The following is a 13,319-nucleotide window of genomic DNA, read 5'->3' as shown; positions in this document are numbered from 1 at the left end:
CCACTGCCATTGGCTTAAAAATTACTGCCATCCCCGCGAACAGGGATCTAATTCTTGCACCAGCATGGTGACTGATTAGAAAACCTTCGCGGTACGACAAAAAAGCTAATCACGTTGGTGTACTGGACCTATGTCCGGGACACCAACATAAAAGGATTATACAGTGAGTATTAAAGTGCTTCCATAAATGCTGTTAAATCCGCCTTTTCTTGTTGTGTTAACTGTAATTGCAAGACCAGGTTAAAGAACTCTACGGTATCTGCCAACGTTAACAAACGACCGTCATGCAAATAGGGTGGAGAATCTTTTATTCCTCTTAAAGGAAATGTTTTTATAGGTCCATCACCCACTGCTTTCATGCCGTTAATCATTTGTGGTTGATAGAATCGCTCGGTCTGTAAATTATGCATGGTATTGTCAGTATAATAAGGAGGAGTATGACAACTAGAACATTTTCCTTTGCCAAAAAACACTTCTTGCCCACGTAACTCTGCTGGACTTGCTTTGGCAGGATCAAGCTTTCCTTCCCAAGTCAATTTAGGTGCGGGTGGAAAATCCAAAATTTCTTGGAATTCGGCCATGAAATGAACTTGGCTACCACGTTCCAGAATGTTAACACCCTTTTTAGTTGCAATAACAGGATCCCCATCGAAATAAGCTGCTCTTTGTTCAAATTCAGTGAAGTCCTCCACTGTTTTTAGCGCACGCTGAGATCCAAATAATCTTTGAATATTTAAACCCCGTAAGGTTGGAGTATTGATGCGATGACGAAATTCTTGCGGTCTTATATCACCGACCAAATGCGTTGCTTTATTCGTATGGCCGTTCGCATGACAATCAAAACAAGAGACCCCCCGGCTCGGTTTAACAGTCCGTCGGTCTTCGGTTTGGTTAAATTGTTGTTGCGGGAATGGGGTAACTAATAGGCGTAACCCTTCTAACTGTTTGGGGTTTAATAAACCATTGAACAATTCGAAATAATTCTCAATAGTGACTAATTTACCTTGAGAAACATCCCCAAGATCAGGTCGGGTAGTTAAAAAAATAGGAGCAGGAAAAGGAGGTAAAAAATGATCTGGAATATCAAAATCCAAGTCAAACCGAGTTAAATCACGGTCTTCTTGTTTTTTAATTTCATTAATCGCAAATTTAGGAAATAACATTCCCCCTTCTGGATGATTGGGATGAGGTAAGGGTAAGAAACCTTGTGGAAAAAGGTTTTGTTTCTTCACATCATCTGGACTCATTTTAGCTAATTGTTCCCAGGTCACGCCTGCAGGGAGTTTCACGCGAACCCCTTCTTGGATGGGTTTCCCATTGGACATTTTTGCCGTTTGAGAAGGATTATTACTCAAATCATAACGCTGTTTTAGCAGCTCTTGTTGTCGGTCATTAATGGCTTGCTTTTCACTACTCATGCGTTGCAAAACGCTTTGAAACGTCTCATGAATCACTACGGGTAAATAACTTGAAGGAACTGTTATATTCGCAGGAGTAGGTTGTGGTTTGGGGGTCTCAGCAAAAGCAAAAGAAACCATGCTTACTGTTAGAGCCATCACCCCTAAAGATTTTTTTAACACAGATAAGTCCGTTTAGATAAAAACAATTTTTTCATCATAAAGTACTTATAAATTCAGTGCAATAGAGACTAAATTCTGGAAATCTAACATAGGCCTAGGGCAGCAAAGCGGGGTTCTGGGTTTTAGGTGCGGCGAATTTCAGGTTCGCTTCGCTGGAAAGGGTATAAGCTCCATCGTGTAGATATGCTCGAACCTTAGGAACGTTAACTTGTTTTACTCACTACGTAAAGAAACTACAGGCTCCAACTTTGCTGCACGGCGTGCAGGATAAAAACCAAAGAAAATTCCAGTAGCTGCTGATACCAAAAAGCCTGCCGCAGGAGGCAAAAGATAGATTGAAAAATTCCAATCACTGAAATAGGCCAAAATACGGGTACAAATTAATCCTAAAATAACCCCTAGTATCCCTCCTAATAGAGAAAGCATCACCGATTCGACTAAAAATAAGGCTTGAATTTCACTATTTTTAGCTCCGACCGCTTTACGAATACCAATTTCTTTCCGCCGTTCACTCACAGAAACTAACATGACGTTCATTACCCCAATTCCACCCACCAAAAGCGAAATTCCTCCGATCACCGCCAGTAACAAGGTAAAAATTTGGCCCTGATTTTCCATGCTGGCAATAATTTGTTTGGCGCTACGTGAAAATACACTCAATTTAGGAGCAATTGAACCAATCGTTTGTTTTATTTCCTCAACCACCTCATCGATAGGACTATCGGGTTTCAATTCCAAGACCACATTATTTACTTTAGCCTCTTTGCTAATGAGGGCAATACCCCCCAAGGGAACTATTGCCGCCTGGTTGATGTCTTCATTGAAAAACCCATTTTCCTTCCAAGGTTTAGCGACACCAATGATTGTATATAAAGATTGTCCTATACGTAATTGCTTTCCAATGGGATCATCAAAGCTAATCTCTTTGATTTGGCGTGCCAAACCCGCACCAATGACGCAATAATGTTCATAAGATTCAACAAAAGAAACAAAATGGCCCGCAGCTAATTTAATATGAACAATTTTGGGTAAATGTTCATTGGCCCCGATGACCGCTCCTTGCATCATTTTTCCTTGAAAACTCAGGGGTTGATATGCAGTGCTATAGGGAGCCATATCAATAATATAAGGAATACGCTCAGCCATTTGTTCCCATTGCGCTGCACTGACTGATTCCATACTTCCCGAAGATTTGTCACTCGTTTTTGGATAAACCGCAATTGCTAATAAGTCTGTACCTAAAGACTTAAATTGAGCTAATGCTTTTTCGGTCGCCAATTGCCCACAACTTATTAAAGCCACAACCGCAGCAGTCCCTACTAAAATACCTAAAACGGCCAAAAAAGAACGCAACTTGGCGGCAGTCAAATTTACTAAAGCTTGTTGACAATGTCCGGAAAATTTCATGTACCAGTCTCCGCCATCACCATTCCATCCACCAAAGTGATTTTGCGCTGACACAATGCAGCGATCTGTTCATCATGAGTAATCATAATGATGCTACGTCCTTGTGCGTGCAAACTCAAAAATAAATTCATTACTTCATTACCGGTACGTGAATCGAGTGCACCTGTTGGTTCATCTGCCAAAATTACTTGCGGCTCAGTTACTAATGCACGAGCAATTGCAACCCGTTGTTGTTGTCCTCCGGATAATTGTGTGGGTCGGTGCTGTGCATATTGACGCATTCCTACTCGTTCCAGGGCGGCAAGTACCCTATCCTTAATTTCAACAGTCCCAACACCGCGATAAATCAATGGCAAGGCTACATTTTGCATGGCAGTAAATCTTGGTAATAAATTGAATTGTTGAAAAACAAAACCAATGTTTTGATTACGTAATTCTGCTGCTTCATCGTCAGTCAACGCAGCAACATTACGATTTTTCAATAGATAAGTCCCTTTGTCTGCTTTATCCAGGAGTCCTAGAATATTCATCAAAGTAGATTTACCTGAACCCGAAGCTCCTACAATAGCAAGTAAATCTCCCTCATAAACCGTCAGCGATACTTCTTTTAATATAGTGGTGCTGATTCCTTCGAGATGATAAGTCTTGACAATATCCGTAAGTTTCATAAGCGGTTGTTGGTTTTTTTTCTCCGGACCACGACGGGATGTCCTCGTGGAACTTAAGGGTCGCTCAAGAATACCTGTGTCCTCACTCATAAACCACCACATCACCCGCTTTTAAACCACTCTCAACAACTACTGTGTCTGCCTGTGCTGCTCCTGTGGTAATAACGCGTTTTTCAAGAGCGCCTGGCTTTGTTTGTAGACTAACAACGCTTTGTCCTTTTTCACGCTTTATTGCAGCAATCGGAATGATGAGCTGTTTGCCATTATCCACAGTTAATTCGATGGAGGCACTCATACCCACCTTGATCCATTTCTGTGCTTCAGGAGGTAACTTCTTCACCTCAACCACCGCGGTAAAAAAGGGTAATCCATTATTATTGGAGGCTTGGGCATTTACTGCAACCAATTGTCCTTTTAATTGGTATTTACCAAAAGCTACACCGCTCACTAAAGCATCCATACCTGCATGGATTTGGGTGATATCAATTTCTGGAACATCGATTTCAATACTGATACCTGATAAATCACCGATCAACCCAATGACCTGTCCCGACTTAACAGTCGAGCCTACTGTAGCACGTACGCTTTTATCTTCACCCGCTTTTGGTGGGTATAGTAGGACCCCATCTCGCGGGGATTTTAAACGAATCACATTATGATTAGAGGCTAAAATTTTTTTAATTTTATCAAAATCCGCCAAACTTAATGCCGATAAATTTCGGGGGTTATTTTCATCAAGCTTTTCCAACATTTCTGTCAGCTTACGAGTAGATTGCATCAAGGTAACTCGCCCTGTGTCCACATTGGATTTCTCGCTCATGTAATTATTTTTGGACAATAAACCCGCATCCCATAAATCCTGGGTCCCCACGAATTTGGCCTTCGCTATGGTATAGCTGTCTTTGGCTTTTAGGTATTCCGTTAAAGTGTCATTAAACTGCCTCTGCAACTCGGTGGAGTTTAGAGTTAAAATTACATCGCCTTTTTTTATTAATTGTCCATAATGGAAATTCATTGTTTCTACTACCGCTTCCATGGGACTGGCTATAGTATTTTCATGTAACGGCTGCACTGTTCCGGTAAAATGCAAAGTCTTATGCAAAGTTTGTTCTTCAACTTTATACTGATGTAATGCAACTTTTTTTTGCTCTTTATGATGCCCACATGAAGACACCAGCAACCCGATTAATAATAAAAAGATGACTTTTGATGTGTTTAAATACCTATTCATCCACCATACCTTAATTTAATTTGCCAATGATTCAGGGTTGTTCCCAAGATTCTTTGCAGGCTTGATATCTGATTTAGATATGCAATTTTTGCATTGATTAATCCAGATTGAGCCTGAATTAGCTGATTTTGAGTGTTGTTTACATCCAAGGCACTGGATATACCTGCTTGTTGTTTTTTCTTCTCCAATTCATAAGATTGCTCCGCTAACTTTACTTGCTTGAGAGCTAATTGATAACGTTTTGCCAAACTTCTTATATTATTAATGGTATTGGTTACATTCGTTATTAATGCTCGTTTGGTTGCAAGTAAATTTAACCGGTCTTTTTCCAAGCGCACTTTGGCATTAATTAATTGACTGCGACGGCTGATGTCATGCAAAGGAACGGTTAAGGTAACCCGGGCTGCCTCGGTAATGTTATTTCCATTATAAATTCCATTAAATCCCCCATTCACACCCGTCACATCATTTACAACCCCACTTTGTATATTTCCTGACAAATCCAACTGCCATAATTGTTGATTTTTCGCTACTTTATAAGCGCGTTCATCTGCGCGTAAGGTCATTTTTTGTGCTAAATAAACCGTATTATGATTCAACGCTTGCTCAATAGACTGCTGTAAATTAGGGACCGCAAGCTTATCTAAGGCAACGTCACTAGGAACGGATATATGCATTTCTGGATCCAAGCCAATAGTCTGCAGCAGATCTTGAGAGGAGTTTTCAAAATCGTTTTCCGCCTGCTCCACCATCAAACTTAAGGATTCAATTTGGTATGATTGCTGAATGTTACCCGTAGGCTCTAATTGTCCTGCCTTTATTTTTTTCTCATTAATTTCATACGATTTTTTGGCTTCTTTTAACTGCAAGCGCTGATTTTGTAAATTATTACCACTTAAAATAAGCATACGATAGGCCACAATAACTTGGGTAACTTGATCCGCAACCGATTGCTGCAAATTCAATTTGTTGAGCCATTCGTTGTCTTTAGCATCTAAAAGTGCCGCTTCATTTACTGCCTTTCCGAAACCACGTAACAAAGGCTGAGTCAAAGAAAAATTCAACACCGGATTATAATTGTTATTTTCATTGACGTTATTATTAATTGATAAATTAGCTTCGGTCCCTAGCTTTGTTTTCAAATTAAACTCAGGGCTGGCGAGGAGCGTTCGGGTGGTATCACTACCCACGCCATTAAACCTACTTCTTTGAATAACTCCAGAAGCACCCAAAGCGTATTGCAATTCAAATTGATTATGGGCCAAACGTAATTGGTAGCGTTGAACAATTCGATCCAATTCAGCATTTTGAATATTAGGGTTATATCGTAAAGCCAACAAAATTGCTTCTCTTAAACTCAAGTGATGGAGGCTTTTATTTCGTGATGCAGGAGAGGTGGGCAGTTCTATCCAGTTATGTAACATAAACTCAGGATTTTTAATCGCTTTTTGGAGCCGTTCCTCTGCTTGTTTAACGTGTGAATCCTCCACAGGGAGCGACCAAACACTAGTCGCAAACAGGCAACCCATTGAGAAGAAGGTTAATATTCTACTTAGCCTATGTCCTACGACGTAGGCGACGGGTTGGTGGGTCTTAATGAGGTGGAGAGATTCCTGAATGCTGCGGAAAAATCGCGGGACGTAGTATGGAATATTTTTTAGGCGCTCAAAAACATGCCATGACCTATGGGATAAATTTATGAAACGCAATTTTTTTAATAACATCATTTTTTGTTCCACACTGCAAATCGTTGCATATCCTGCAAACGCAATGCAGTTAATTGGCCACCCCACAGACATCCAGTATCTATTGCATGAATTTTAGGATGAGGACATTTCCCCATTAAAGCAGCCCAATGCCCAAAAATAATATCCACATCAATTTCTTTACGATGAGGCACTTCATACCAAGGATAAAGATTTACGGGCGCTTGAGCAATAGTTCCTTTATAACTCAACTCGAGTTTTCCTTGCGCATCACAAAAACGCATCCGGGTATAATAGTTGGTAATCACCCGCAGTCTGTCTATCCCTTTTAAATCATCAGACCACATATCCGGCTTATTACCATATAAAAGCGATAAAAATTCGCGGTACCCCTCCCCCGCAAGTACATCTTCTAGCTCTCGAGCAAATTGTATTGCTTGTGACAAATCCCATACAGGACAAATTCCAGCATGACACATCACCACATTAAACTCTGGTGAGTAATACAAAATGGATTGCTTCCTCAACCAATGACCTAGAACTTCTCCATCCTCAGCATATAATACTTCGTGCAAGGTATCATCATGCCCCTTCCAAGGCTTATCACTAAATAATGTAGCTAACAAATGTAAATCATGATTACCTAAAGTCACTATTGGCGTAATCGGTAAGGAATTAACGAAACGTAAAACCGATAAAGAATCAGGCCCACGATTCACCAAGTCACCAACGAACCATAACCGATCGGTTTTATCATCAAAATCGATTAATTCTAAAAGTCGCTGTAATGGCTCATAACAACCCTGCACATCACCAATTGCATAATCAGGCACCGTTTTTTGCTCCTGGCCTTAATGCACTCCCTTCGTTTTCAATCGCATGCCATTTTCCAGCGGCATCCAATTTTTGCAAGGAATTGGCCAATCCAATATTTTGTTGCTGGGTGAGCTGACTGCTAAATTGTGCTTTATGAATCAATTCGGTTGCGGACATGGATTCTACTTTTCCTGTAATCGGATTAACCACTTTTACGGATTCAGGCAGAGCGAGCGCATACTTAGAAAATACAACGCCACTCTCCATTTTACCTTTAATATCAAATCGGCTTAATACACCCCCATCAGCGGCTCGATTATGCAGGCTCAAAGATAAAAATCCATTTTGAGCCGCCTGCCAATTTTTATATTCCGGATGTTCGCGTACGAATAGTTGAAACATTTCCGCACACATCAACAAACCTCCAGGAACCATAAATAATGGAGCTTTATTAATCATAATCCGACCTGAGTCTAAGGACTTAATCATCCATTGAATAAACTCCATGCCTAGAGCCTGTTCTTTCTCTAATAAGGTTTCTGGCTGGCCACCAGAAAACGTACCCGCACGATAGCGCCCGCTTCCATAAGCAGCCGCAATACCTCGCGTCATAAATTCAAGTAAATAACGCTGAATCGCAATGGCTTCCGCTCGAATTAATATAGCCCCCAGGGTACCAGCAGAGCGTTCGTCCTCATTTAATAAAGCCAGCCATACTGCCAGAACTTCAGAATTAGAAGCGATCCAGGCAAAACCACTTCCTGGCATAATTGTTCTTGCCAATAATAGATTCAGACGACGCCGAAATTCAATTTCAGGCTCTTTTTCAAATTCATAAAAATAATAAATTCCCGTAGTGGTCATGCTTTCAAGTAAGGGATTCCATTCTTTTAAAAATTGGCCATTTGTGTCATAGAAACTAACGCGGTAATCAACAAATAACTTGCCTATGCCTTGAAGAAGTGCAGCTGAAAAAAGAGCATATTGCCAAAGCTTTTGCTCTTCGGATAATAATTCTGGCTGATCCTGTACCATAAACTCTTGAAAAAGGCTCAACGCCGCTTCCGTACGGTTCAGTGCATGATCCACTAAGCCACCTTGTTGCGAATAATAACTGTTCGCTGTCTCGGGTAAATTTTGGCAATAGTGAACAATGTTATCAATGAGAATGCCACATAAGCTATCATATCGTGCCGTTTCCAAAGCAGATAACATGCGTATTTTTTTTAATAAAATCTGTCTCCTATCCTCCGATAAAAGAAGATTTGCATTAACAATACGTGTTAAATCTTTTAAAGATTTACCTTGTGAAGATAAAGAACCTTTACGCTGACGCTGACGATGAAACAAAGCCATCTCCATAATAATTTAATAACTCCAAGTTGAAAAAATTATATCCATGATGATTAATTTTACACTAATTAGAAATAAATTTCGCTAGTTGCACATATTCCGAAATAGAAATCTGTTCTGGACGTTTATTTCCATCAACACCCAAAGTGCATAATTGCTCAGCCGTTATGATTCCTTTTAAGTTGTTATTCAACGTCTTACGACGCATGGAAAATGCACAAGCCACCAAACGTTCTAGCTGTGCCACGGATACTTCTTTAAAGGGGGAAGCGCGATGGGGCACAAGACGAACCACCGCGGAATCTACTTTAGGCTGCGGATCAAAAGATTCAGGGGGAACATCAAACAAATGCTCCACAGCACAATGATATTGCAACATTACCGTGAGTCGTCCATAAGCCTTATTACCGGGTTCTGCTGCCATCCGTTCTACTACTTCTTTTTGCAACATAAAATGCATGTCTTCTATAGATGAGGCAAACTGCAATAAATGAATGAGCAAAGGGGTGGAAATATTATACGGTAGATTACCTACCACGCGTAAGTGAGGACCAAATTGGCTGTAATCAAGAGTCAACGCATCTGCAGCAATGAGATGCAGTTTCCCTTGTGCAATAGGCAATTCCGAAAGATACTTTTGTAAATCGGTATCGATTTCCACAGCGGTTAAATGATTTAATCGGCGCAACAACGGCTCAGTTAAAGCACCAAGACCAGGACCAATTTCCAGTATATTATCTTCTGCTTGCGGATTAATAGCGCGTATAATGCCATCAATAATAGGTCGACTTTGTAGAAAATTCTGGCCAAAACGCTTACGTGGGCTATGCCTCACCATTAATCCCCATAAAGTAAAAGTCAATTATAACGTGCATCCTCAATAAAAAGTAGCCTCAAGAAAGAGAAGGAACCTCACGGTTTTCCACAACCAGGGATAGGATGCTTGAAAGCAAAGTGACAAATTTATATAGCATAAACTTCAAAATTTGGTGTAAAATTCGCCCACTATGAACAAGGCTGGAATCACAATGGCTTATAGAAAAATGTTAAAATCCAAAATCCATCGTGCGTGTGTCACTGAAGCCGATTTGGATTATGAGGGAAGCATCACTATTTCTCCAGAACTGCTCAAGGCAGCAAACATATTACCTTATGAAGCAGTCAATGTCTGGAATATCACCGCAGGTACACGATTTGAAACTTATGCAATTATGGGGAGACCAGGATCTACTGAAATTTGTGTTAATGGAGCAGCAGCCCATTTAGTAACTCCCGGTGATTTAATCATTATTGCTTCCTTTACTCAGGTATTAGAAGAAGAATGCGCTAGCCTGGTTCCTACGGTAGTTTTTGTCGATCAATTTAATCGTTTAAGAGAAATTCGACCCGAGAAAATTGGAATTAAAAACAAAGGAATAAAAGAGTTTGCTGAAGCTTAACAACGCTCTTCACAATCTGAGCAATGTGAAAAAAAATATCGATATTATTTCATAGCGATCCCATATGTTAAATCATCTTTTAGAACTACGACGTCGTGGGTTATATACGCTCTTTTGGTTTGGAGGCTTATTTTTTATTTTTTTCTTCCTTGCTAATGATTTATACCAAACTCTAGTTAACCCACTATTGCATGTACTTTCGACGCACGAAGGTTTAATTGCTACCCATATAACATCCCCTGTATTTACTCCACTTAAACTCGCTGCTGATGCGGCCATGTTACTTAGTGCCCCCTTTGCGTTATTTCAACTTTGGCGTTTTATCAGTCCTGGGCTTTATCAAAAAGAACAAACTACACTACGTATCTCCCTAATCTTTAGTCTTTTGCTATTCCTTGCTGGCGTCTTATTTTGCTTTTATCTGGTTTTACCATTCATGTTCCATTTTTTTGCACATGCTTTACCTAAAGGAGTGCGTTATATGCCTGATATGGCTTATGCTCTGGACTTTATCACCCGAATGCTAATGATTTTCGGATTTTGTTTTCAGGTACCATTACTTTGTTTTGTGTTCGTGCGCTTAAACATTATTGAAGTGATCACCTTAAAAAAAATCAGGCCTTACGTCATTGTTGGCGCTTTTATAGTAGGTATGCTCCTTACTCCCCCCGATGTTTTTTCTCAAATCATGCTTGCGGTACCCCTTTGCCTTCTTTATGAAATTGGAATCATTTTAGCGGTTTACTTTATTTAGCTCTTTTATGAATTATTTTAAACACAATAAGTTTTCTTAATAGACAAATACACTATATAATGCGCACCGATTTTAATCATTTAGATGTGAGCAAAAGAAATGATCAGTAAAGAAGATTTAATCCTACAGCATCAAAATAAACGAAAACAACTTGAAGAGCACAAAGAAAAAATCGTGCAGTTACAGCAACAAATAAATGAACAAAGAAAGGCTGTAGAAGCACTGAATCAAAAAAATAAGCTACTTATAGAACATGAGGTACCATCCGCTTTAACTATAGCGAAAACCTTTCCAAAAACATCAATACCATTAAATATAGAAAAGAAACAAGCAGTTTTGGACTATATTCAAGAATTGCTAACCACTCTAAAGGAAGAACAGCAAAGCAATCAAAAGCGACTTGAACATTCCAGGAAGTTAAACACGTTATTAAAACAAGTAAATGAACATCTTCACCAGGGTTATAATAAAAATTTCCTGGCCGAACTTACCAATAAATCTGGCATTACCAGTACCCAACATCCCAAAAACACAGGATTTGCCTTATTACTCGAACTACTTGAGGAAGATCCTAAAAAGTACACTTGGACTTGGGACAAAACAGATAGAGAAAACTTATCTAAAGTTGTTCCAAAAAAAATTGAACTATTTGCATTTCCTTTTGAAGTGGACGAACAAACGGAAAAAGAATTAGCCTCCGGTTTAGAAAAGTTAGAACAAATTAGAATAAACTTAGTTAAAAACCATGTGGATCGGGATGAAATTTCTGAGCAAATTGTTCTACTCGAAAAAGAGATAAACCAGATAGAAACAGAGAATGTGAAAGAACTGGCAGTACAAGTGGATTCATTGGAACAACAAATTAAAGACCTCGAACAACAAGAGCAAGAAAGAATAGAACAAGAGAAACAAAAACGTGAAGAAAAAGAGGGCGAACACCCACCAGAAGGTGAGAAAGAAAGGGTAGAACAAGAAAGACAAAAACAAGTTAAAGAAGAAGACGCGAATAGAAGAAAAAAGCAGAATCAAGAAAATCTAAATGCCAAAAAAGAGCGAGGAAAACTAGCCCTCAAACTTAAAAAAGAGCTCACCGCATATGTCAATGATCGAAACCAATATTATTATCCTAAGGATTTTTTTCTTCCTAGGGATAAAAAGACCCGTTATCAATTCATAGACAAAATTATTAATACACAGAATGGACTTCTAAAAAAATACGTCGATTCCGGAAATAGTAACGAGCTGCTCCATACGATTACCTCCCAAATTGATAAATTTAACGGCATCAAAATGCAAGCCACCCTTAACCGAATTGTGGTAAAGCTCATAGAAGCAGACTCAGGACCCATTGCCACAGAAGCGAGCTCTTTAACAGCAGCTCAAGTGCTGTCCTCCTTGAGGAAAAGAAAAGGCAAATTAAACGATTATGCTTTAAAAATGGAACACCTATACCAGGGTATAGAAGGTATGAAGGCTTATGCAGCAACCTTAGCTGCGGAGGAACAGAACATAATTAATCAGCTGGCTGATGCTCTTAAAAAAGATGTCGATCACTTTGTCTGTCAAAACCCTAACCAACTTCCAAAAAATGAAGCTTATGGAAAATTTAAAATGACTATTAAAGCAAGATTGCATAGTCAAGATGACCTTATGAGCGGCCATGTGGCATGGCCAGAAACCATACTCAACATATTGCTTAGCGTTATTACACTAGGGAAATTAATCTTTTCAAAAGCAAGAACAGGGCGAGCCTCTTTATTCTTTGATAAGACTGAAGATCAGAAAGAAATAGAAGCTCCAGTTGATGAAACCCTTGAGGATCTGGGGACATTTTTAGCAGGCGGCTAACAGAACACCTAAGAAATATTTACTTGGGTAATTATTTTAATCATCCCGGGACTCTCCTATGTAAATAGTTCCGGGTTAAATAACTCTTTATACTCACGGCGTTCAACTTGCAATTTAAATTCAGCGATTCTCTCCTTCTACGGCCTTAAGCTTCTTTTAGTTTTACCGATATAGAATACAAGACGCCCAACAAAGAGGCTTATATGAATAAAATTGCCCAATTCAATATTGGAGATTTAGTGATTCACAAAAACAGTCGCTATCGAGCAATTGTAGTGGATGTAGATCCTTTATTTCAGGCATCAGGACGCTACAATCCACAAGCACCTAAACGTGAATTTGCCACTCGAAACCCTTGGTATCGCTTATTAGTTGATGACAGCAGTCAAATTACCTACGTTGAAGAGTGTATGCTGATCGCAGATACAAGCAAAATGCCAATTAATAATCCCCATATTGGATATTATTTAAAAGAACAGGAAGGACGGTATAAGAACGCCAATCCTCCTCATTAGTA

General features: G+C 39.5%; 12 protein-coding genes. 4 read left to right on the top strand and 8 right to left on the bottom strand.

Annotated elements, in window-relative coordinates; translation table 11 throughout:
- Positions 1–170: 170 nt before the first annotated feature.
- The 8 genes from ACWTE2_RS25055 to rsmA all read right to left on the bottom strand — a co-directional run bounded on the left by ACWTE2_RS25055 (position 171) and on the right by rsmA (position 9,596).
- Positions 171–1,580, bottom strand: a complete 1,410-nt coding sequence (locus ACWTE2_RS25055; protein WP_454784883.1) for a cytochrome B6 — start codon at positions 1,578–1,580, stop codon at positions 171–173.
- A gap of 213 nt (positions 1,581–1,793) precedes the next feature.
- A complete protein-coding gene (locus ACWTE2_RS25050) occupies positions 1,794–2,987 on the bottom strand; it encodes an ABC transporter permease (protein WP_182392192.1) in 1,194 nt (397 codons plus the stop codon).
- Positions 2,984–3,655 (bottom strand): ABC transporter ATP-binding protein, encoded by a 672-nt coding sequence (locus ACWTE2_RS25045; RefSeq protein ID WP_182393568.1) that lies wholly within the window; start codon positions 3,653–3,655, stop codon positions 2,984–2,986. Before ACWTE2_RS25045 ends, ACWTE2_RS25050 begins: the two co-directional genes overlap by 4 nt.
- Positions 3,656–3,737: 82 nt before the next feature.
- On the bottom strand, positions 3,738–4,886 hold the full coding sequence (locus ACWTE2_RS25040) for an efflux RND transporter periplasmic adaptor subunit (protein ID WP_454784882.1): 1,149 nt from the start codon (positions 4,884–4,886) through the stop codon (positions 3,738–3,740).
- Positions 4,883–6,415, bottom strand: a complete 1,533-nt coding sequence (locus ACWTE2_RS25035) for a TolC family protein (protein ID WP_454785026.1) — start codon at positions 6,413–6,415, stop codon at positions 4,883–4,885. The genes ACWTE2_RS25040 and ACWTE2_RS25035 overlap by 4 nt, the downstream gene beginning before the upstream one ends.
- A 194-nt stretch (positions 6,416–6,609) precedes the next feature.
- Positions 6,610–7,425, bottom strand: a complete 816-nt coding sequence (locus ACWTE2_RS25030) for a symmetrical bis(5'-nucleosyl)-tetraphosphatase (protein WP_454784881.1) — start codon at positions 7,423–7,425, stop codon at positions 6,610–6,612.
- The gene (locus ACWTE2_RS25025; protein WP_454784880.1) at positions 7,418–8,770 is read right to left on the bottom strand and encodes a conjugal transfer nickase/helicase domain-containing protein; all 1,353 of its coding nucleotides are present in this window, start codon (positions 8,768–8,770) and stop codon (positions 7,418–7,420) included. The genes ACWTE2_RS25030 and ACWTE2_RS25025 overlap by 8 nt, the downstream gene beginning before the upstream one ends.
- Before the next feature lie 55 nt (positions 8,771–8,825).
- Positions 8,826–9,596, bottom strand: coding sequence for a 16S rRNA (adenine(1518)-N(6)/adenine(1519)-N(6))-dimethyltransferase RsmA (rsmA, locus tag ACWTE2_RS25020; protein WP_454785025.1), 771 nt, complete (start codon positions 9,594–9,596; stop codon positions 8,826–8,828).
- A gap of 193 nt (positions 9,597–9,789) precedes the next feature.
- On the opposite strand from rsmA, the gene panD reads away from it, so the two are divergent.
- From panD to hspQ, 4 genes are all read left to right on the top strand, one after another.
- A complete protein-coding gene (panD, locus tag ACWTE2_RS25015; RefSeq protein ID WP_454784879.1) occupies positions 9,790–10,200 on the top strand; it encodes an aspartate 1-decarboxylase in 411 nt (136 codons plus the stop codon).
- Positions 10,201–10,264: 64 nt separating this feature from the next.
- Positions 10,265–10,954 (top strand): twin-arginine translocase subunit TatC, encoded by a 690-nt coding sequence (tatC, locus tag ACWTE2_RS25010; protein WP_454784878.1) that lies wholly within the window; start codon positions 10,265–10,267, stop codon positions 10,952–10,954.
- 99 nt (positions 10,955–11,053) lie between these two features.
- The gene (locus ACWTE2_RS25005; protein ID WP_454784877.1) at positions 11,054–12,802 is read left to right on the top strand and encodes a hypothetical protein; all 1,749 of its coding nucleotides are present in this window, start codon (positions 11,054–11,056) and stop codon (positions 12,800–12,802) included.
- A 203-nt stretch (positions 12,803–13,005) separates the two neighbouring features.
- The gene (gene hspQ / locus ACWTE2_RS25000) at positions 13,006–13,317 is read left to right on the top strand and encodes a heat shock protein HspQ (RefSeq protein WP_454784876.1); all 312 of its coding nucleotides are present in this window, start codon (positions 13,006–13,008) and stop codon (positions 13,315–13,317) included.
- Positions 13,318–13,319 lie beyond the last annotated feature (2 nt).

It is taken from the genome of Legionella nigrisilvae (genome assembly GCF_977063395.2).
Note: the sequence above shows the minus strand (reverse complement) of the source record. Positions and strands in the feature narration are given on the sequence as shown.

Bases quoted from the DNA above. Each gene is read 5' to 3' on its own strand.
- ACWTE2_RS25050 (WP_182392192.1), bottom strand. From the start codon at position 2,987: ATGAAATTTTCCGGACATTGTCAACAAGCTTTAGTAAATTTGACTGCC.
- ACWTE2_RS25045 (WP_182393568.1), bottom strand. From the start codon at position 3,655: ATGAAACTTACGGATATTGTCAAGACTTATCATCTCGAAGGAATCAGC.
- ACWTE2_RS25040 (WP_454784882.1), bottom strand. From the start codon at position 4,886: ATGAATAGGTATTTAAACACATCAAAAGTCATCTTTTTATTATTAATC.
- ACWTE2_RS25035 (WP_454785026.1), bottom strand. From the start codon at position 6,415: ATGGGTTGCCTGTTTGCGACTAGTGTTTGGTCGCTCCCTGTGGAGGAT.
- ACWTE2_RS25025 (WP_454784880.1), bottom strand. From the start codon at position 8,770: ATGGAGATGGCTTTGTTTCATCGTCAGCGTCAGCGTAAAGGTTCTTTA.
- panD (WP_454784879.1), top strand. From the start codon at position 9,790: ATGGCTTATAGAAAAATGTTAAAATCCAAAATCCATCGTGCGTGTGTC.
- tatC (WP_454784878.1), top strand. From the start codon at position 10,265: ATGTTAAATCATCTTTTAGAACTACGACGTCGTGGGTTATATACGCTC.
- ACWTE2_RS25005 (WP_454784877.1), top strand. From the start codon at position 11,054: ATGATCAGTAAAGAAGATTTAATCCTACAGCATCAAAATAAACGAAAA.
- hspQ (WP_454784876.1), top strand. From the start codon at position 13,006: ATGAATAAAATTGCCCAATTCAATATTGGAGATTTAGTGATTCACAAA.